We start from the raw sequence: 19528 nt of genomic DNA, 5'->3' as shown, positions 1-19528 counted from the left end.
CTTTCGTACTGCTGTGTCCTACCGGGTCAGACGAGGTTCACGGAGCGGGCCGACGTGGCGCCGATCTCCTCCGCGACCTCGGCCAGAACGCCGGAGCCCACCGTGTCGTCGACGGTCAGCACGGCCAGCGCCTCGCCACCGGCCGCCGCACGGGCGACCTGCATACCGGCGATGTTGATGCCCGCCTCGCCGAGGATCCGGCCGACGGTGCCGACGACGCCCGGCCGGTCCTCGTACCGCAGGACGACCATGTGCTCGGCGAGCGCGAGGTCGACGTCGTAGTCCCCGACGGCGACGATCTTCTGGAGGTGCTTCGGGCCGGCCAGGGTGCCGGAGACCGACACCTCCTCGCCGTCGGCGAGCGTGCCGCGCACGGTGACCACGTTGCGGTGGTCGGCCGACTCGGAGCTGGTCGTCAGGCGCACCTCGACACCGCGCTCCTGGGCGAACAGCGGGGCGTTGACGTACGACACGGTCTCGTCGACGACGTCCTCGAAGACGCCCTTGAGCGCGGACAGCTCCAGCACCTTCACGTCGTGCTGGGTGATCTCGCCGTACACCTCGACGTCGAGGCGGACCGCGACCTCGCCCGCGAGCGCGGTGAAGATCCGGCCGAGGCGCTCGGCGAGCGGCAGGCCCGGCTTGACGTCCTCGGCGATGACACCGCCCTGGACGTTGACCGCGTCCGGGACCAGCTCACCCGCGAGGGCGAGACGCACGGACCTGGCGACGGCGATGCCGGCCTTCTCCTGCGCCTCGTCCGTCGACGCGCCGAGGTGCGGGGTGCACACCACCTGGTCGAACTGGAACAGCGGGGAGTCGGTGCACGGCTCCTTGGCGTACACGTCCAGGCCGGCGCCGGCGACGCGGCCCTCCTTGAGGGCGGAGTACAGCGCCTCCTCGTCGACGATGCCACCGCGCGCGGCGTTGACGATCCGCACCGACGGCTTGACCTTGTGCAGCGCCTCCTCGCCGATCAGGCCGAGCGTCTCGGGCGTCTTGGGCAGGTGCACGGTGATGAAGTCGGAGACCTCGAGCAGCTCGTCCAGCGACAGCACCTTGACACCCATCTGCGCGGCGCGCGCGGGCTGGATGTAGGGGTCGTAGGCGACGACCTTCATCCCGAAGGCGGACATGCGCTGCGCGACGAGCGCGCCGATGCGGCCGAGGCCCACGACGCCGAGGGTCTTCTCGGCGAGCTCCACGCCCGTGTACTTGCTGCGCTTCCACTCGCCGTTCTTCAGCGCGGCGTTGGCCTGCGGGATGTGGCGGGCGGTGGCGACGAGGAGACCACAGGCCAGCTCGGCGGCGGTCACGATGTTCGAGGTGGGGGCGTTGACGACCATCACGCCGGCCTTGGTGGCGGCGGAGACGTCCACGTTGTCCAGGCCGACGCCGGCTCGCGCGACGACCTTCAGCTTCTTCGCGGCGGCGATCGCCTCGGCATCGACCTTGGTGGCGGAGCGGATCAGGATCGCGTCCACGTCGGCGATGGCGGGCAGCAGCTCGGCACGGTCGGCACCGTTGCAGTGCCGGATCTCGAAGTCCGGGCCGAGCGCGTCGACGGTCGCGGGCGAAAGCTCTTCAGCGATGAGTACGACGGGTTTCGAGCTCACGTGAGTCCTCACAAGTCCAATGCATGCGGACGGCCGTCCCGACGGCCGCAGGCGGTGGAGGGTGGCTAGCCGCGGAAGACGCACGACGCTGTGGGCCTGACGCGTGTTGTGCAGCAGTGTAGTGGCGTGGCAGGGGGTGTCTTACGCCTCTGTGGAAGGATCACCCGTCCGTGGCAGGACGGTTTGGCCAAGCTGAGGCCAAGGGGGCCGGAGCAGTGCGCTCCGGCCCCTCCGTGGAAGCCTACGCCTCCTCGTTCACCCAGCTCATCAGCTTGCGGAGCTGCTTGCCGGTGGTCTCCAGCAGGTGCTCGGAGTCCTGCTGCTTGTACTCGTTGTACTTCTTCAGGCCGCCGTGGTACTCGTCCATCCACTGCTGGGCGAACGTGCCGTCCTGGATCTCGGCGAGGACCTTCTTCATCTCGGCCTTGGTGGCGTCGGTGATGATGCGCGGGCCGGTCACGTAGTCGCCCCACTCGGCGGTCTCGGAGATGGACCAGCGCATCTTCTCCAGGCCGCCCTCGTACATGAGGTCCACGATCAGCTTCAGCTCGTGCAGGCACTCGAAGTAGGCGATCTCCGGCTGGTAGCCGGCCTCGGTCAGCGTCTCGAAGCCCGCCTTGACCAGCGCCGCGGTGCCACCGCAGAGGACGGCCTGCTCACCGAACAGGTCGGTCTCGGTCTCCTCGGTGAAGGTGGTCTTGATGACGCCGGCGCGGGTGCCGCCGATGCCCTTGGCGTACGACAGGGCGAGCGCGAAGGCGTTGCCCGAGGCGTCCTGCTCGACGGCGGCGATGCAGGGAACACCGCGGCCCTCCTCGTACTGGCGGCGGACCAGGTGGCCCGGGCCCTTCGGGGCGACCATGCAGACGTCCACGCCGGCCGGGGGCTTGATGAAGCCGAAGCGGATGTTGAAGCCGTGGCCGAAGAACAGGGCGTCGCCGTCGTTCAGGTTCGGGGCGATGTGCTCCTCGTAGACCTGACCCTGGATGGGGTCCGGGACCAGGATCATGATGACGTCGGCCTCGGCGGCGGCCTGAGACGGCGTCACCACGCGCAGCCCCTGCTCCTCGGCCTTGGCCTTGGACTTGGAGCCCTCGTGCAGACCGACCCGCACGTCGACACCCGAGTCGCGCAGCGACAGCGCGTGGGCGTGGCCCTGGCTGCCGTAGCCGATGACCGCGACCTTGCGGCCCTGGATGATGGACAGGTCGGCGTCAGCGTCGTAGAACAGCTCGGCCACTTTGGGTTCTCTCCTTGGTGTGCAGGTGTTGCTCCCACCGTATGACGGCGGGCGGGAGGGAGGTTTCGGGATCTCGCGATACGGGCGGCCGGTGTCACCCGGCCGCACCGACGAGGGTTACGCCGACCGGTCGAGTGCGCGCAGCGACCGGTCCGTGATCGAGCGGGCGCCGCGGCCGATGGCGATCGTGCCGGACTGGACCAGCTCCTTGATGCCGTACGGCTCCAGCATCTTGAGCATGGCCGACAGCTTGTCGCCGCTGCCGGTGGCCTCGATCGTCACCGCCTCCGGGGAGACGTCGACGGTCTTGGCGCGGAAGAGCTGGACGATCTCGACGATCTGGGAGCGCGTCTCGTTGTCGGCGCGCACCTTCACGAGGACGAGTTCGCGCTGAACCGCCTGCGTGGGCTCCAGCTCCACGATCTTCAGCACGTTGACCAGCTTGTTGAGCTGCTTGGTCACCTGCTCCAGCGGCAGGTCCTCGACCTGCACCACGATGGTGATGCGGGAGATGTCGGGGTGCTCGGTGACGCCGACGGCGAGCGAGTCGATGTTGAAGCCGCGGCGGGAGAACAGCGCGGCGATCCGGGCGAGGATGCCCGGGGTGTTCTCCACCAGGACGGAGAGCGTGTGCTTGGACATGTCTGGTCTTCCTCTTCGCTCTTCCTGGCTCAGTCGTCTTCGTTGTCGCCGAAGTCGGGGCGGACGTCCCGGGCGGCCATGATCTCGTCGTTGGAGGTGCCGGCGGCGACCATCGGCCACACCATCGCGTCCTCGTGGACGATGAAGTCGACGACGACCGGGCGGTCGTTGATGGAGTTCGCCTCTTCGATGACCTTGTCGAGGTCCTCGGGGGACTCGCAGCGGATCGCGTGGCAGCCCATGGCCTCCGACAGCTTCACGAAGTCGGGGACGCGGGTGCCGGCGCTCGGACCCTTGGGCTCGTCGCCCGGGCCGGAGTGCAGCACCGTGTTGGAGTACCGCTGGTTGTAGAAGAGGGTCTGCCACTGGCGGACCATCCCGAGGGCGCCGTTGTTGATGATGGCGACCTTGATCGGGATGTTGTTCAGGGCGCAGGTGGTGAGCTCCTGATTGGTCATCTGGAAGCAGCCGTCGCCGTCGATCGCCCAGACCGCCTTGCCGGGCGCGCCCGCCTTGGCGCCCATCGCGGCCGGGACCGCGTAGCCCATGGTTCCGGCGCCGCCGGAGTTCAGCCAGGTGGCGGGCTTGTCGTACTGGATGAAGTGCGCCGCCCACATCTGGTGCTGGCCGACGCCCGCCGCGAAGATCGTGCCCTCGGGCGCGAGCTGCCCGATGCGCTCGATGACCTGCTGCGGGGACAGGGAGCCGTCCTCGGGCTGGTCGTAGCCGAGCGGGTAGGTCTCGCGCCAGCGGTTGAGGTCCTTCCACCAGGCGGTGCAGTCGCCCTTGTGGCCCTCGCCGTGCTCCTTCTGCACCGCCTGGACCAGGTCGGCGATGACCTCGCGGGCGTCCCCGACGATCGGCACGTCGGCGGCGCGGTTCTTGCCGATCTCCGCGGGGTCGATGTCGGCGTGGACGATCTTCGCGTACGGGGCGAAGCTGTCCAGCTTGCCGGTGACGCGGTCGTCGAAGCGGGCTCCGAGGGCGACGATCAGGTCGGCCTTCTGTAGCGCGGTGACGGCGGTGACCGAACCGTGCATGCCCGGCATTCCCACGTGCAGCGGGTGGCTGTCGGGGAACGCGCCGAGCGCCATCAGGGTGGTGGTGACGGGCGCTCCGGTGAGCTCGGCGAGGACCTTGAGCTCGGCGGTGGCGTGGGCCTTGAGGACCCCGCCGCCGACGTAGAGGACGGGCCGCCTGGCGGAGGTGATCAGCTTGGCGGCCTCGCGGATCTGCTTGGCGTGCGGCTTGGTCACCGGACGGTAGCCGGGCAGATCCGTGGTGGGCGGCCACTGGAAGGTGGTCCGCGCCTGGAGGGCGTCCTTGGCGATGTCGACCAGGACCGGGCCGGGACGGCCGGTGGAGGCGATGTGGAAGGCCTCGGCGATCGTCCGCGGGATGTCCTCGGCCTTGGTGACGAGGAAGTTGTGCTTGGTGATCGGCATGGTGATGCCGACGATGTCCGCCTCCTGGAAGGCGTCCGTGCCGATCGCCTTGGACGCCACCTGGCCGGTGATCGCCACGAGCGGCACCGAGTCCATGTGCGCGTCGGCGATCGGGGTGACCAGGTTCGTCGCACCCGGGCCGGAGGTCGCCATGCAGACGCCCACCTTGCCGGTGGCCTGCGCATAACCGGTGGCCGCGTGGCCGGCGCCCTGCTCGTGCCGGACCAGGACGTGGCGGACCCTGGTGGAGTCCATCAGCGGGTCGTACGCCGGAAGGATCGCACCGCCGGGGATACCGAATACCGTGCCGGCCCCGACCTCCTCGAGCGAGCGGATGAGGGACTGCGCACCCGTGACGTGCTCGACAGGGGTGGACTGTCCTCCGGAACGGGGCCGCGGCTGCGGATGGTGGGCCCCGGTGGCCTGCTCGGTCATCGGCATTCTCTTCTCGATGCTGAGGTTTTTGCGAGGGTTTTTGCGAGGTTTGTGCGGTGTACGACTGCTGGACGGCAGGTGCCTGTGCAACAAAAAACCCCTCGTGCCGTAAGGCAAGCGAGGGGAGCGCGCCGGTGAGGGTCGCTGGGGTTTCCGGATCGTCCTCCGGTGGGTCCCAGCTCAGCCGACGCGCTGTCCAAGTACGAGAATTCGGGTGCGCATGGCACTGACCCTCCCCCCGACGCGCACCACGTGTCAAGTGGGTGGGACGGGAGTCTCATTATGTGAGCGTAGGGCACTGCCGCCTCCGAAGACCGCGGAGACACCGCCGGTGACACCACTGGTGTACACCCCCGCCGCACCACCCGCGAAGGCCGGTGCCGGCTCGGTCGGTGCGTGCGGAACCGGATAATGGCCGGATCCGAGCGCTCTGCGCAGCCGGTACTCGTCCAACGGCCCGGAGAAGGCCATGCCCATCCCGTGCGTGCAGCCCATCGCGCGCAGCGCCGCGACCTGCTCGGGCAGGTCCACGCCCTCGGCCACGGACTGGAGCCCGAGGTCGGTGGCGATGCGGAGCAGCCCACTTGTGATCTTGTGCAGCCGTGCCGACTCCACGACGCCCTCGACCAGGCCGCGGTCGAGTTTCAGCACGTCGACGGGGAGTCTGCGCAGCGCCGTGATCGCCGCGTAGCCGCTGCCGAAGCCGTCCAGCGCGATGCGGACGCCGAGCCGGCTGAGGGCGGTCAGGCGCCGCTCCAGCTCGTCCAGGCTGACCCGGGGATCGGTGTCGGAAAGTTCGAGGACCAGCGAGCCGGAGGGCAGCCCGTGCCGGGTGAGGAGGGCTTCCACCGAGCCGAGCGGCATGGAGCGGTCCAGCAGCCGCCGGGCGCTCATCCGGACGGACACGGGCACGGTGAGCCCGGTCGCGGTCCGCTCGGCGGCCTGCTCCACGGCCTCCTCGAGGATCCAGCGGCCGAGTTCCGAGGCCTTGTCGCTGTCCTCGGCCACCCGCAGGAACTCCGCCGGGGTGAACAGCACCCCTTGGGAGGAGCGCCAGCGCGCCTGTGCGGAGACCGATGTGATCCGGCCGTTCTCCAGGCACACCACCGGTTGGTGCAGCAGCGCGAACTCGCCGTCGTGCAGCGCGGCACGCAGCCGCGTGGCCAGCTCCGCCTTGCGTACCACGTCCTGCTGCATCTGGGGCTTGTACAACTCGACGCGGCCCTTCCCGGCCGACTTGGCCCGGTACATCGCCAGGTCGGCGTTGCGCAGCAGCTCGCCCGCGCCCAGACCGGGTTCGGCGAAGGCGACGCCGATGGAGGCGTTGACACGGACGTCGTTGCCGTCGATGAGGTACGGCTGGGAGAGGGTCAGCCTGAGGCGGTCGGCGAGCTCCAGGATGTTCCGCTCCCGGGCGGCACGGTCACGGGTGCCGTCCCCGACGATCAGGGCCGCGAACTCGTCGCCGCCCAGCCGGGACGCGGTGTCCCCGTGCCGGACCGCGTCCTGGAGTCTGCGGGCGGCCTGGACGAGCAGCTCGTCCCCGGCCTGGTGCCCGATCGTGTCGTTGACGGCCTTGAATCCGTCCAGGTCGATGAAGAGGACGGCCGTGCCGCGCAGATGGGCGCCCCGGTCGGAGGCGCGGCGGCCGGACAGGGCCTGCTGCACGCGCTTGGTGAACAGGGAGCGGTTGGGCAGGTCGGTGAGCGGGTCGTGTTCGGCGTTGTGCTGAAGCTGCGCCTGTAGCCGCACTCTCTCGGTCACGTCCCGGCTGTTGAAGATGAGGCCGCCGTGATGGCGGTTGACGGTGGACTCGACGTTGAGCCAGCCGCCCTCGCCGGACCGGAAGCGGCACTCGATGCGGGTGGTGGGTTCCTCGAGCGGGCTGGCGGCGAGGAAGCGGCGCACCTCGTGCACCACGCAGCCCAGGTCCTCCGGGTGGATGAGACCGGCCAGTTCCGTGCCCACCAGTGCCTCGGCGGGCCGCCCGTAGACCCCGGCGGCGGCCGGGGAGACGTACCGGAGGATGCCGTTGGGTGCGGCGATCATGATGACGTCGCTGGAACCCTGCACCAGGGAGCGGAAGTGGTTCTCCTGATGGGCCAGTTCCTGGGTGAGGGTGATGTTGTCGAGCAGCATGATGCCCTGGCGCACGACGAGCGCGAGCACCACGCAGCCGGCGGTGACGAGCACCACGTGGTCGGGGCTGCGGCCGTCGAGGACGTTGTACAGGATGCCCAGCGTGCACACGGCCGCGGCCAGGTACGGGGTGAGCGCGGCCAGGGAGCCGGTGAGGGGCGGGCCCGCCGGGTACCGGCTGTGATCACCCCCCGGCGTGGGCTCGGGGGCGGTGGCCGCCGCCTTGTGGTGGCCACCGCCGCGCTGGCCGGGCACGTGCTCGTGGACCACGCGCGTGTGGCCGTCGGCGGCGCCCCGGTCCCGGTCGGCGTTCTGCTGACCCTGGTGCCGGGGAGCGGCCCAGGGGGCGTACGCCAGGAGCAGGGAGCCGGCGAACCAGCCCGCGTCGAGCAGTTGGCCCGAGTGGTAGCTGCTGTGCAGCAGCGGAGAGGTGAACAGGGCGTCGCACATCACGGTCAGGGCGAGCGCTCCGATGGCGGTGTTCACCGCCGTGCGGTTGCCCGGTGCGCGCCGGAAGTGCAGTGCGAGCACCATGCTGACGAGCGCGATGTCGAGCAGCGGGTACGCCAGCGACAGGGCGGCGTGTGCCACGCTCGGCCCCTCGAACCGGGCGGCCTGGGCGAGCGCGAGGCTCCACGACAGGGTGAGCAGCGAGCCCCCGATCAGCCAGGCGTCCAGCGCCAGACAGATCCAGCCCGCCTTGTTCACCGGGCGCTTGGCGAGGACCAGCAGCCCCACGATGGCGGGCGGCGCGAAGCACAGGAAGAACAGGTCGGCGTAGCTGGGACTGGGCACGGGCTGGTCCAGCACGACCTCGTACCACCCCCAGACCGCGTTGCCCAGGGCCGCCATCGCCGACGAGAGGGCGAACAGCAGCCAGGCGGGTCGAAAGCGGACCCTGGGACCGCGGGCGTAGAGGAAGCAGGAGACCGCGGCGGTGCCGGCCGCGGCGGTCAGCCCGAAGTCACCCATGAACAGCGCGACTTCGTTCGAGCCCCAGCCGAACGCGGCACCGACGGCGTATCCCGCGCAGATCAGGGCCAGGGCCAGCTGGTGGACCAGGCGTGAGCCGTCGCCGGGGACCGGCGGACGGGGCAGCAGCGTCCCCGACGGGCGCTGCGGACGCAGCGCCGTGTCGAGGGTCGTCACGGGCGGGGGGCTCACCGGGCCCTCCCGGTCCGTGGGTGGTGGCTGGTGCGGTGGTGGCTGGTGTGGTGGCCGCGCTTGCGCGTGGCCTTGCGCCAGGGTCGCCGTCGGCGGCTCCGCCGCGTCGGATCGTTCGTCCATAGGCCGTGCATCGCCCGTCGCCCCCCTCACAAATTCTGAAATGTCCATCCCCGGCGCCGAACGGTCCGCGGCGCAGCCCCTGTCGGGACGATACACCAGTCTCGTCACTCAGGGACATAGCTTCTCTACGCTCCGTGACGATCAACAGCAAGACGCGTACGCACTGCGTCCACAAGGTCGCGGAGGGTACGCGAAGCGGATTACGCCCCTGCCGAGGAGCCTGTTGTAAGGATCACGTTGCGCAGGGGCTCCCGGTTCACGAAACGGCGCAACTGGTCTGCCAGCAGCCGCTTGGCGCGCGGCAGGAACGCCGAGGTGGGGCCGCCCACATGCGGGCTGATCAGCACGCCCGGTGCCCGCCACAGGGGATGCGCCGGGGGCAGCGGCTCCGGGTCGGTGACGTCCAGGGCGGCGGTGATGCGCCCGCTGTCCAGCTCCGCGAGCAGCGCCTTGGTGTCGACGACGGGCCCCCGGGACACATTGACCAGGAGCGCTCCGTCCTTCATCCGGGCCAGGAAATCGGCGTCGACCAGGCCCCGGGTCTCCGCTGTCAAGGGGGTGGACAGGACGACGACATCGGCCTCCGGGAGCAGGGAGGACAGTTCGGTGAGCGGGTGCACCGGACCGCGCGCCGTGGTGCGCCTTGAGCGCGCGACGCGCGCCACCCGCGCGAGTTCAAACGGCGCGAGCCGGTCCTCGATGGCGGCGCCGATGGCGCCGTAGCCGACGATGAGGACGGTCCGGTCGGCGAGGGCCGGACGGAAACCTGCGAGCCATTCCCCCTTGTCCTGGGCCCGTACGAAGTCGGGGATGCCGCGCAGCGAGGCGAGGATCAGCGCGAGCGTGAGCTCGGCGGTGCTGGCCTCGTGCACCCCGCGCGCGTTGCACAGCCGCACGCCGGGGTGCACCTGGTTCAGGCCCCGTTGCACGTTGTCGACACCGGCGGAGAGTGTCTGCACGACCTGAAGCGAGCGCATGTACGGCAGCGGGCGTACGCACAGGGCGCTGGGCTTCATATAGGGCACGACGTAGAAGGCGCAGTCGGCCGGGTCCGCGGGGAACTCCTCCTCCCCGTTCCAGAACCGGTAGCGGAGTCCCTCGGGGAACCCCTCGATGTCCTCGGCCGCGATGGGCAGCCACACGTCAGCAGTCATGCTCTGGAGGCTATGTCAGGGACCTCCGGGCGCAGAGGTTAGGTTGGGGACCGGTCAGAGGGAGGTTCACGGCAGGTGGAGCGCAGGACGATCGGCGCGGGGGCGCTCGCGGTGGGGTCCGTCGGACTCGGGTGCATGCCGATGAGCTGGGCGTACAGCGGGTCGCGGCAGCGGGGCGAGGAGTCGGTCAGGGCGGTGCACCGGGCGCTGGACCTGGGCTCGACGCTCCTGGACACGGCCGACATGTACGGGCCCTTCACCAACGAGCTGCTGCTGGGCCGGGTACTCAAGGAGCGGCGTGCGGACGCCTTCGTGTCGACCAAGGTCGGCCTGCTGGTCGGCGAGCAGCACATCGTGGCCAACGGGCGCCCGGGGTATGTGAAGCGGGCGTGCGACGCGTCGCTGCGACGCCTCCAGACCGATGTGATCGACCTCTACCAGCTCCACCGCGCCGACCCCGAGGTGCCGGTCGAGGAGACGTGGGGCGCGATGGCGGAGCTCGTCCGGGCCGGAAAGGTACGGGCGTTGGGCCTGTGCGCGGTGGGTGCGCGGGCGGGCCGCCGTTCGGACCGCCGTCTGCACGACGCCACACTCCGTCAGCTCGAGCGGGTGCAGCAGGTCTTCCCGGTGAGCGCGGTGCAGGCCGAGCTGTCGGTGTGGTCACCGGAGGCGCTGGACGGGCTGCTGCCCTGGTGCGAGGCCCGGGGTGTCGGTTTCCTGGCCGCGATGCCGCTGGGCAACGGCTTCCTGACCGGGACGCTGACCCCGGGCGAGGGTTTCGAGCGGGACGACGTCCGCGCCCGCCACCCCCGGTTCACGGCCGAGATGATGGCCGCCAACCAGCCGATCGTCGTCGGCCTGCGCCGTATCGCGCGCCGGCACGGCGAGGAGGTGACCCCCGCCCAGGTGGCCCTGGCGTGGGTCCTGGCCCAGGGCCGCCACGTCGTCCCGGTCCCCGGCGCCAAGCAGGAGCGCTGGGTGGCCGAGAACGCCCCGGCGGCCGGGCTCCGTCTGACCCCGGAGGACCTGGCGGAGGTGGCGGGGCTGCCCGCGGCACAGGGGTCGTGGGACTGAGCGGGTCCCGCGCCCGGATTCGGGGGCACGGAGTGGGAACCCGGCCCTCGCGAGCGGTGTGTGAGAGACAGTGGAGGTTCCGCTGGAACCGCCGCTGTGAAGGGACCATGATCGTGCAACGTCGAGCTGTGACGGCCGTGTTGGCCGCTGCCGCGCTCCTGCTGGCGGCCGGCTGCTCCTCGGACGCGGGGTCGTCGCCCGGCGGGGGCGGGAGTACGACGGCGGGGGGAGCGTCGTCCGGTGCCTCCCCCTCGGGGCGGACGGCCGAGCGGACACCGCCCGCCAAGGGCACGGTGAAGGTGGTGCGCACGGTCGCCGAGGGCTTGAAGACCCCGTGGGGCCTCGCTCCCCTGCCGGACGGCGGTCTGCTCGTCTCCTCCCGGGACGACGGGACGGTCGTCCGGGTCGACGAGAAGACGGGCAGGAAGACGGAGCTGGGCAAGGTCTCCGGGGTCTCCCCGGCCGGCGAGGGCGGCCTCCTGGGCATCGCCCTCTCCCCCGACTACGCCTCGGACCACATGATCTACGCCTATTTCACCTCGGCCTCGGACAATCGCATCGTCCGCATGCTCTACGACGAGCGCAAGCCCGCCGGCGAACAGCTCGGCGCCCCCGACACCATCTTCAAGGGCATCCCCAAGGGCTACATCCACAACGGCGGCCGGATCGCCTTCGGCCCGGACGGCATGCTCTACGCGGGCACGGGCGAGAGCGGACGGCGGGGCCTGGCCCAGGACAAGAAGTCGCTGGGCGGCAAGATCCTCCGGATGACCCCGGAGGGCGAACCGGCGCCGGGCGATCCCTTCCCCGGCTCGCCGGTGTACAGCTACGGGCACCGTAATGTGCAGGGTCTCGCCTGGGACGGCAAAGAGCGCCTGTTCGCCTCGGAGTTCGGCCAGGACACCTGGGACGAGCTGAACGCGATCAAGCCCGGCGGCAACTACGGCTGGCCGGACGCCGAGGGCAGGTCGGACGACTCCCGGTACCAGAACCCCATCGCCCAGTGGCACACCGACGACGCCTCCCCCAGCGGCATCGCCTACGTGCACGGCGTCATCTGGATGGCCGGCCTGAAGGGGCAGCGCCTGTGGCGCATCCCGCTGAACGGCACGAAGGCCTCGGCGGACCCGCAGGCCTTCCTCACCGGCAAGTACGGCCGCCTGCGCACCGTGGCGGCGGCGGGCGGCGACAAGCTGTGGCTGGTCACCAGCAATACGGACGGCCGCGGCAAGCCCAGGAGCGGGGACGACCGGATCCTCGAGTTGCGTGTGAAGTGAGGCCCAGGCGCTCGCTCCCCGGCATGGTCAGTCCCCGGCGGACTCCTCCTCGGGCTGCTGCGGCAGCCGTACGACGACCTTTCCGGAGACGAGATCTATCGGCCCGCGTCCGGGGTCGCCGTCGCCGACGTCCTCCCGGGTCAGCTCCAGCCGATTCTCCTCGTCGCGGGTGTGTTTGCGGCCGGGCGCGAACAATTCCTCGAGCACGTTGAACACGCGCTGCCTCCCTCGGCCGACGTCCCGTACAGCGTAAGCCTCACCCCGCTGATCGGGACGCGGGAGTTTCAGCCGGAAACAGCCCCTGCCGATGCGCCACCGCAGCCGCCTCCCCCCGTCCGGAGACGCCGAGCTTGCCCAGGATGTTCGACACGTGGACGCTCGCCGTCTTCGGGGAGATGAACAGCTCCTCGGCTATCTGGCGGTTGGTGCGGCCGGCGGACACCAGGCGCAGGACATCCCGCTCCCGGCTGGTGAGGCCGAGCGCCTCGGCGGGGTCGGCGGCGAGTTCCGGCCGCGGGGCACGGGCCGGGGTGAGGCGGGCGCGCTGGGCGAGCAGGGTGACGGCGTCGGCGAGCGGGCGGGCGCCCAGGTGGTCGGCGACGGCCCCGGCGAGGCGGAGCAGCTCCGCGGCGCGGTCGCGCTGGTCGTCGCCGCCGCCGGACAGCAGGGCCTGGGCGAGCCGGTGCCGGACGCGGGCGAGGTCGTAGGGGCGCTCCAGGCACTCGAAGGCGGTGACCGCCTCCGACCAGATGTCCGCGGTGTCCTCGCCGGTGGCGCGCAGCAGCTCGGCGCGGGTCCATCTCTCGTACGCGTGCCAGAGGGGCACGCCGGTGGTGAGTTTCCTGACGGCCTCGGAGAGACGGTCGAGGAACTCGGCCCGGCCCTCCGCCGTGGCGGCCAGGGCGCGGGCGTCGGCCTCGGCGGTGGCGGCGGCCAGCAGCAGGGGCCAGGCGTAGCGGTGTGTGCCGGGCGGGAAGCCGGGTTCCACGACGCGCAGCAGTTCGGCTCGGGCGTCGAGCAGCCTGCCCTCCGCCGCGGCGATGCCGATGGCGATGCGGGCCAGCGGCAGCCAGTGCTGGGGCATGGGGTCGTGGGGACCGTAGTGGGCACGGGCGGTGGCCAGGTGGCGGCCGGCCTCGGCGACGTCGCCCCGGCCGAGCGCGAGGTCTGCGAGGCGGAGGGCGCCCACGCCCTGGGGTTTGGCGCTGTGTCCCACGGCGAGCGCGTTGGCGGCGGCGTCGGTGGCCTCGTCCCAGTGGCCGAGCCCGTACTGCGCCGCGGAGAGGTTGCCCCACACCCACGCCTGGGAGTCCAGCAGGCCGAACCTGCGGGTGAAGGCGATCCCCTCCCGCAGGATCGGGACGGCCTCCCGGGAGCGGCCGACCGACTGGAGTTCGCTGGGCAGGTTCACATAGGCGCGGCCCGCGACGCGCGTGACGCCTTCCTCGAGTGCCTGCTCCTTGACCTCGTGCATCTGTGCGAGCCCGGCTTCGGCGTCGCCCGCGTCGACCATGAGGCCGCCGAGGGTGAGCCGGGCGTGCAGCTCGGTCTCCCGGGCGCCCACCATCCGCGCGTACTGCACGGCCCGTTCGGCGGCGGCGAGGGCGTCGGGCCCGGGCTCGTGCAGCATGGACCAGTTGGCGACGTAGGCGAGGACCTCGGCGTGCACCTCCGACGGCGGCAGCCCGCGGACCAGTTCCTGCGCGGTGGCCAGTTCCTTCCAGCCGTCGCCGCGGGCCTGGGCCTGGACCAACCGGGAGCGCTGCACCCAGAACCAGGCGGCGCGCAGCGGGTCGTCCTCGTCCTCCAGCAGCCGCAGCGCCCGTTTGGCGATCTTCATGGCGCGTTCCCGTTCCCCGCAGAAGCGGCCCGCGACGGCCGCCTCCGCCATGAGGTCGAGGTAGCGCAGGGGTGTGGTGGCGGGGTCGCAGCCGCAGGGAGGGTAGACCTCGGTGTAGTCGACGGGACGCAGGGCGGTCCGTACGTCCTCGGGGACGGTGTCCCACAGCTCCATCGCCCTCTCCAGCAGACGCAGTTGCTCGCTGTAGGCGTGCCGGCGGCGGGCGACGACCGAGGCGTCCAGGACGGCGGGCAGGGCCTTGGCGGCGTCGTGGGCGTGGTACCAGTAGCTGGCCAGGCGCATCACGCGTGCGTCGGCGGGGACGAGCGCCGGGTCGGCCTCCAGGGCCTCGGCGTAGCGGCGGTTGAGGCGGGAGCGCTCGCCGGGCAGCAGGTCGTCGGCGACGGCCTCGCGGACCAGGGAGTGGCGGAAGCGGTAGCCGTCGCCGGAGGGTGTGGCGCTGAGCAGGTTGGCGTTCACGGCGGCGCGCAGTGCCTCGATGAGGTCGTCCTCGGGTAGCCGGGCGACGGCGGCGAGGAGCCGGTGTTCGACGGTGGAGCCGCCTTCGGCGACGATCCGGGCGACCCGCTGGGCGGGTTCGGGCAGTGCCTCGACGCGGACCAGGAGCAGGTCGCGCAGGGTGTCGGTGAGGCCCGTGCAGCAGCCTTCGCAGGAGGCGACGGCGAGTTCCTCGACGAAGAAGGCGTTGCCGTCGGAGCGTTCGAAGATCTCGTCGACCTGGGCGGGGTCGGGTTGGGTGGCGAGGATGCCGGCGATCTGGCGGCCGACCTCTTCGCGGGTGAAGCGGGCGAGTTCGAGGCGGCGGACGGTGCGCAGCCGGTCGAGTTCGGCGAGCAGGGGGCGCATCGGGTGGCGGCGGTGGATGTCGTCGGAGCGGTAGGTGGCGAGGACGACGAGACGGCCGGTGCGCAGGGTGCGGAAGAGGTAGGCGAGGAGGTGTCGGGTGGAGGCGTCGGCCCAGTGCAGGTCTTCGAGGGCGAGGACGACGGTGCGTTCGGCGGCGACGCGTTCGAGGAGGCGGGCGGTGAGTTCGAAGAGGCGGGCCATGCCCTGCTCGTCGTGCCGGCTGGAGGTGGCCTCGCCGAGTTCGGGCAGCAGCCGGGCGAGTTCCTCCTCCTGTCCGGCGGCCGCCGCTGCCAGTTCGTCGGGGAGGGCCTGGCGCAGGGTGCGCAGGGCGGTGGAGAAGGGGGCGAAGGGCAGCCCGTCGGCGCCGATCTCCACGCAGCCGCCCAGCGCGACGACGGCGCCGTGCCGGCAGGCGGCGGTGGCGAACTCCTCGACGAGCCGTGTCTTGCCGACGCCGGCCTCGCCGCCGACCACCAACGCCTGCGGCTCCCCCGCGGCGGCACGGGTGAGCGCGTCGTTCAGGACGCCCAGTTCGTCGGTGCGGCCGACGAAGACGGGACTGACGGATCTGGTCTCCACGGGCCAGAGCATCGCATGCGGGCCGGATGGCGTGGCACGGGTTTTCCACAGCACCGGCACATTCGTCGTACGACCATACGGGAGTGGGCGGCCGACCCCCGTTCGGCCGCCCTCCTCCGCCCCCGCCCTCATGCGGCGCGGGCGAGCCGGTCCCGGCGTGCGCGGCGGGTATGGGCCTCGGTCTCGGCGGTGCGACGGGCCGCCTCCTCGCGGCGGGCCGCGCGCCGGCCGCGAACGGCCTCGCGGGCCAGGCGCTCGGTCTCGGCCCGGCGGAGCAGCTCGGTGGAACGGGCGTGGTGCAGTTCGAGCTCGAACATGGTGAATTCCCTGGTGAGAGGTGTTTCCGGGGTCGGTTCCGGTGATGCCTCCACTTTCGTCTCCCAGGGGGGTACGCCACATCGGGAAGGTTCCGCATCTTCGGCGGGCCGACGGGGCCCGGGACACACGTAAGGGGCCTCAGGCCGTCCGTAAGGTGTTCACGGACGGCCTGAGGCCCCTAAGGCTCCTGAGGTCTCTCGGGTCTGCGGTGGTTCAGCTCGTGGAGGGCAGGTCGAGCAAAGCGTCGGAGTACTTCAGGACGGCCAGGAGCAGGCCGATGACTCCGAGGGAGACGCCCGCCCAGGCGACCGACTTGATCCACGCGGCCTGCGGCTTCCCGGGGGCGCCGAAGGCGGGCCGGGCCAGGACCACGACGCCGGTGATCAGCGCGGCCAGGGCGAACACGCCGGCCCACAGCGCGGTGGTGTGCCAGGCGTCGCCGTAGACCTCCTTGACCTGCTTGGCGACGGTCGCGCCCGAAGAGGTCTGCAACTGGCCGACGAGGGTCTCGCGTGCGGCGGCCACGGTGCCGATCCAGCCGCCGGTGAGCGAGACCACGCCCAGGGCGGCGGAGACCACGGCACCGGCGCCCTGTCCGACACCGGAGGGGCCCACCTCCTCGGTCACGCCGGCCGGCTCCTCGCCGTCCGTCTCCTTGTTCTCGGTCGGCACCTCGCCGGCGGCGCGCTCCTCGGCCCGCTCCTCGTCGGTCTTGGTGACGTCTGCCGTCGCCTCGCCCTTCTTGGCCTCGGCGCCGGTCTCGGCTTCGTCCACTGTCTTCGTTCCCATGCCTCGCACCGTACGGACGCTGTCTGAGAGGTCTCTTAATGATCGTTGTGGGCGGCACGCGCGCGTGCCTTACGCCACTCGGGGGCGAGCACCGACCAGATCTCGGTGCTGGTGCGCACGCCCCGGTAGAGATCGTTCTCCCTGAGCACGCCCTCGCGGGTCATGCCCAGCCGTCGCGCCACGTTGATGCTGGGTTCGTTGGCCGACGACACATGCCACTCCACACGGTGCATGCCGCGCTCGTCAAACGCCCACTCCAGCAGCACCCGCATACCGCGCGTGACCAGCCCGCGCCCGGCGGCGGAGGGCTCCACCCAGCAGCCGGCCTCGCAGACCCCGCTGGGCGTGTCCCAGACGCGGAACAGCAGCCCGCCGACGAGCTTGCCGTCCAGCCACACCCCGTGCAGACTGCCGGCGTCCGCGGCGCGCTTGTCGGCGTAGGCGCGCAGCCAGGTGCGGGCCGACTCCAGGTCGGTCACCACGTCCGGCAGACCGACGTGGCGGCCGATGAACTCCCGTCCCCGGTCGATGTTGGCGATGAGCTCCTCGGCGTGCCAGATCTCCAGGGGGCGAAGCTCGGCACCGTCGTCACCCAGCGATATCGCGTACATCGCGCTGCCGCTCCTTCTGAAGTCCCATCACGACCTCCGTGAGCCTCTCATGCGGGACGCGGCACTCGGGCGGCTCGATGCTGATGCGCGGGAGACGGCTCTCCAGCCAGTGCGGCAGCCACCAGTTGGCGCTGCCGAGCAGGTGCATCAGGGCGGGGACGAGGAGGGTGCGCAGCACGAAGGCGTCCAGGGCGACGGCGGAGGCCAGCGCGATGCCGAACATGGCGATCACGCGGTCGCCGCTGAGCACGAAGGCGAGGAAGACCGAGATCATGATGACCGCGGCGGAGTTGATCACCCGGCTGGTCTCGGCGAGGCCGACGCGGACGGCCCGCCGGTTGTCACCGGTCTCGAGCCACTCCTCGTACATCCGGCTGACCAGGAAGACCTGGTAGTCCATGGAGAGGCCGAAGAGTACCGACACCATGATCACGGGGAGGAAGGGCTCGATCGGACCCGCCCTGCCGAGGCCGAGCAGCTCGCTGCCCCAGCCCCACTGGAAGACGGCGACGACGATGCCGAAGGCGGCGGCGACGGCGGCGATGTTCATCACGGCGGCCTTCAGCGGGACGCCGAGCGAGCGGAAGGCGACCAGGAGCAGCACGCAGCCGAGCCCGATGACGACTCCGACGAACAGGGGCAGCTTGCCGACGATCACGGTGGCGAAGTCGTCGTAGCTCGCGGTGACCCCGCCGACGCGCACGTCGAGCGAGGTGCCGGTCTCCGCGCGCGGGAGGACCTCGGTGCGCAGCCGGTCGACGAGCTCGCTGGTCCGCTGCGACTGGGGCGCGGAGTCGGGGACGACGGTGAGGTAGGCGGTGTCGCCGCCGCTGTCGTACCGCACGGGCGTCACGGACGCGACGCCCTCGGTGGCGCGCAGGGTGGCGTCGAGGTTGTCGAGGGCGAGCCTGCCGGCGCCGCCGTCCACGCGGGTCACCAGGGTGAGCGGCCCGTTGACGCCGGGTCCGAAGCCCTCGGCGAGGAGGTCGTACGCCTGGCGCGTGGTGGACGACTTCGGGTCGTTGCCCTGGTCGGAGGTGCCGAGGCGGAGGGCGAGTGTGGGCAGTGCGAGCAGGGCGATGACGGCCACGGCCGCAGTGCCGAGCAGCTTGGGGTGGCGTTCGACGAAGGCGGACCAGCGGGCGGCGAGACCCGTGGGCAGCTCCGGCTGCGGCCCGTGCTCGGCCAGCCGGCGCCGCTCGCGTCGGCTCAGGGCGCGCGGGCCGATGAAGGACAGCAGCGCGGGCAGCAGGGTCACGGCCGCCGCGACGGTGAGCACCACGGTCAGCGAGGCGGCGACGGCGACACCGTCGAGGAAGCCCAGCCGCAGTATGAACATCCCGAGCAGGGCGATGCACACTGTGGCACCCGCGAAGACGACCGCACGTCCGGTGGTGGCGACGGCGCCCACCGCGGCCTCGGTGACCTCCAGACCGCGCTTCAGTCCACGCCGGTGCCGGGTCACGATGAACAGCGCGTAGTCGATGCCGACGCCGAGCCCGATCAGCATGCCCAGCATGGGGGCGAAGTCGGCGACGGTCATGGCGTGGCCGAGCAGCACGGTCGCGGCGTACGCGGTGCCGACGCTCACCAGCGCGGTGGCGATGGGCAGCAGTGAGGCGGCGAGCGAGCCGAAGGCGAGGAACAGCACGACCGCGGCCACGACCACGCCGGCCGCCTCGGCCAGGTGGCCGCCGGAGGACTTCGTCAGTGCGATGGCGCTGCCGCCCAGTTCGACCTGGAGCCCGTCGGCCTCGGCGGGCTTGGCGGCGCGTACGACGGCCTGGGCCTCGGACCCGCTGACGTCCTCGGCCTGCCGGTCGAAGGTGACGGTGGCGTACGCGGTGTGTCCGTCCCGGCTGATCCTGCCGGTGCCCTGTCCGTCGTAGGGGCTCGTCACCGAGGCCACGCCCGGCAGGTGGGCGATCTTGTCGAGGGCGTGGGTCATGGTCTGTTCGACGTCGGCGGCGCGGACCGTGCCGGAGGTGGTGTGCCAGACGACGGTGTCGCCGTCGCCGGCCACGCCCGGGAATCCCTGCCGCAACAGCTGGGCGGCGCGGCCGGATTCGGTGCCGGGTACCTCGTAGTCGTTCGAGTAGGACGAGCCGGTGACGGCCGCGGCCGCGGTCGCCCCTCCGAGAGCGAGGAGCCACAACAGGACGGCTACCAGGCGGTGCCGGACACACCAACGGGCAAGGGCTGCCACGGACGTGCT

The 19528-nt window shown here is 71.5% G+C and carries 14 protein-coding genes; 2 read left to right on the top strand and 12 right to left on the bottom strand.

Annotated elements, in window-relative coordinates; translation table 11 throughout:
* Positions 1 to 26 precede the first annotated feature (26 nt).
* The 6 genes from serA to ACWGJM_RS30110 form a co-directional block, all read right to left on the bottom strand.
* On the bottom strand, positions 27 to 1616 hold the full coding sequence (gene serA, locus ACWGJM_RS30135) for a phosphoglycerate dehydrogenase (RefSeq protein ID WP_453414884.1): 1590 nt from the start codon (positions 1614 to 1616) through the stop codon (positions 27 to 29).
* Between the two features lie 241 nt (positions 1617 to 1857).
* Positions 1858 to 2856, bottom strand: coding sequence for a ketol-acid reductoisomerase (ilvC, locus tag ACWGJM_RS30130; protein WP_453414883.1), 999 nt, complete (start codon positions 2854 to 2856; stop codon positions 1858 to 1860).
* Between the two features lie 117 nt (positions 2857 to 2973).
* Positions 2974 to 3498: an acetolactate synthase small subunit gene (gene ilvN, locus ACWGJM_RS30125; protein WP_361451999.1), complete on the bottom strand. Its 525-nt coding sequence runs from the start codon at positions 3496 to 3498 to the stop codon at positions 2974 to 2976.
* A gap of 29 nt (positions 3499 to 3527) precedes the next feature.
* The gene (locus ACWGJM_RS30120) at positions 3528 to 5378 is read right to left on the bottom strand and encodes an acetolactate synthase large subunit (RefSeq protein ID WP_453414882.1); all 1851 of its coding nucleotides are present in this window, start codon (positions 5376 to 5378) and stop codon (positions 3528 to 3530) included.
* Positions 5379 to 5633: 255 nt separating this feature from the next.
* Entirely contained in the window at positions 5634 to 8681 is a 3048-nt protein-coding gene (locus tag ACWGJM_RS30115) for a putative bifunctional diguanylate cyclase/phosphodiesterase (RefSeq protein ID WP_453414881.1), read from the bottom strand.
* 323 nt (positions 8682 to 9004) lie between these two features.
* Positions 9005 to 9958 (bottom strand): 2-hydroxyacid dehydrogenase, encoded by a 954-nt coding sequence (locus ACWGJM_RS30110; RefSeq protein WP_453414880.1) that lies wholly within the window; start codon positions 9956 to 9958, stop codon positions 9005 to 9007.
* 75 nt (positions 9959 to 10033) lie between these two features.
* Between ACWGJM_RS30110 and ACWGJM_RS30105 the strand changes: the two genes are divergently transcribed.
* Positions 10034 to 11032: an aldo/keto reductase gene (locus ACWGJM_RS30105; RefSeq protein WP_453414879.1), complete on the top strand. Its 999-nt coding sequence runs from the start codon at positions 10034 to 10036 to the stop codon at positions 11030 to 11032.
* 107 nt (positions 11033 to 11139) lie between these two features.
* Entirely contained in the window at positions 11140 to 12309 is a 1170-nt protein-coding gene (locus ACWGJM_RS30100) for a PQQ-dependent sugar dehydrogenase (RefSeq protein ID WP_453414878.1), read from the top strand.
* Positions 12310 to 12336: 27 nt separating this feature from the next.
* On the opposite strand, the gene ACWGJM_RS30095 is transcribed toward ACWGJM_RS30100, so the two are convergent.
* The 6 genes from ACWGJM_RS30095 to ACWGJM_RS30070 all read right to left on the bottom strand — a co-directional run bounded on the left by ACWGJM_RS30095 (position 12337) and on the right by ACWGJM_RS30070 (position 19519).
* Positions 12337 to 12525, bottom strand: coding sequence for a DUF6191 domain-containing protein (locus ACWGJM_RS30095; RefSeq protein ID WP_453414877.1), 189 nt, complete (start codon positions 12523 to 12525; stop codon positions 12337 to 12339).
* 40 nt (positions 12526 to 12565) lie between these two features.
* The gene (locus ACWGJM_RS30090; RefSeq protein WP_453414876.1) at positions 12566 to 15607 is read right to left on the bottom strand and encodes a helix-turn-helix transcriptional regulator; all 3042 of its coding nucleotides are present in this window, start codon (positions 15605 to 15607) and stop codon (positions 12566 to 12568) included.
* Positions 15608 to 15723: 116 nt separating this feature from the next.
* Positions 15724 to 15912: a hypothetical protein gene (locus ACWGJM_RS30085; RefSeq protein ID WP_453414875.1), complete on the bottom strand. Its 189-nt coding sequence runs from the start codon at positions 15910 to 15912 to the stop codon at positions 15724 to 15726.
* A 214-nt stretch (positions 15913 to 16126) separates the two neighbouring features.
* On the bottom strand, positions 16127 to 16702 hold the full coding sequence (locus ACWGJM_RS30080) for a hypothetical protein (protein WP_453414874.1): 576 nt from the start codon (positions 16700 to 16702) through the stop codon (positions 16127 to 16129).
* Between the two features lie 35 nt (positions 16703 to 16737).
* Complete coding sequence (locus ACWGJM_RS30075) at positions 16738 to 17313, bottom strand: GNAT family N-acetyltransferase (protein WP_453414873.1); 576 nt, start codon at positions 17311 to 17313, stop codon at positions 16738 to 16740.
* Positions 17291 to 19519 (bottom strand): MMPL family transporter, encoded by a 2229-nt coding sequence (locus ACWGJM_RS30070; RefSeq protein ID WP_453414872.1) that lies wholly within the window; start codon positions 19517 to 19519, stop codon positions 17291 to 17293. The genes ACWGJM_RS30075 and ACWGJM_RS30070 overlap by 23 nt, the downstream gene beginning before the upstream one ends.
* Between the last annotated feature and the right edge of the window lie 9 nt (positions 19520 to 19528).

The organism is Streptomyces sp. NPDC054834 (assembly GCF_053611185.1).
The sequence above is the reverse complement of the archived record's forward strand: the minus strand, read 5'-3'. Positions and strand labels throughout refer to the sequence as shown.

Coding starts and splice junctions, on each gene's coding strand:
- ilvN (WP_361451999.1), bottom strand. CDS start 3,498: ATGTCCAAGCACACGCTCTCCGTCCTGGTGGAGAACACCCCGGGCATC.
- ACWGJM_RS30120 (WP_453414882.1), bottom strand. CDS start 5,378: ATGACCGAGCAGGCCACCGGGGCCCACCATCCGCAGCCGCGGCCCCGT.
- ACWGJM_RS30110 (WP_453414880.1), bottom strand. CDS start 9,958: ATGACTGCTGACGTGTGGCTGCCCATCGCGGCCGAGGACATCGAGGGG.
- ACWGJM_RS30100 (WP_453414878.1), top strand. CDS start 11,140: ATGATCGTGCAACGTCGAGCTGTGACGGCCGTGTTGGCCGCTGCCGCG.
- ACWGJM_RS30090 (WP_453414876.1), bottom strand. CDS start 15,607: ATGCTCTGGCCCGTGGAGACCAGATCCGTCAGTCCCGTCTTCGTCGGC.
- ACWGJM_RS30085 (WP_453414875.1), bottom strand. CDS start 15,912: ATGTTCGAGCTCGAACTGCACCACGCCCGTTCCACCGAGCTGCTCCGC.
- ACWGJM_RS30080 (WP_453414874.1), bottom strand. CDS start 16,702: ATGGGAACGAAGACAGTGGACGAAGCCGAGACCGGCGCCGAGGCCAAG.
- ACWGJM_RS30075 (WP_453414873.1), bottom strand. CDS start 17,313: ATGTACGCGATATCGCTGGGTGACGACGGTGCCGAGCTTCGCCCCCTG.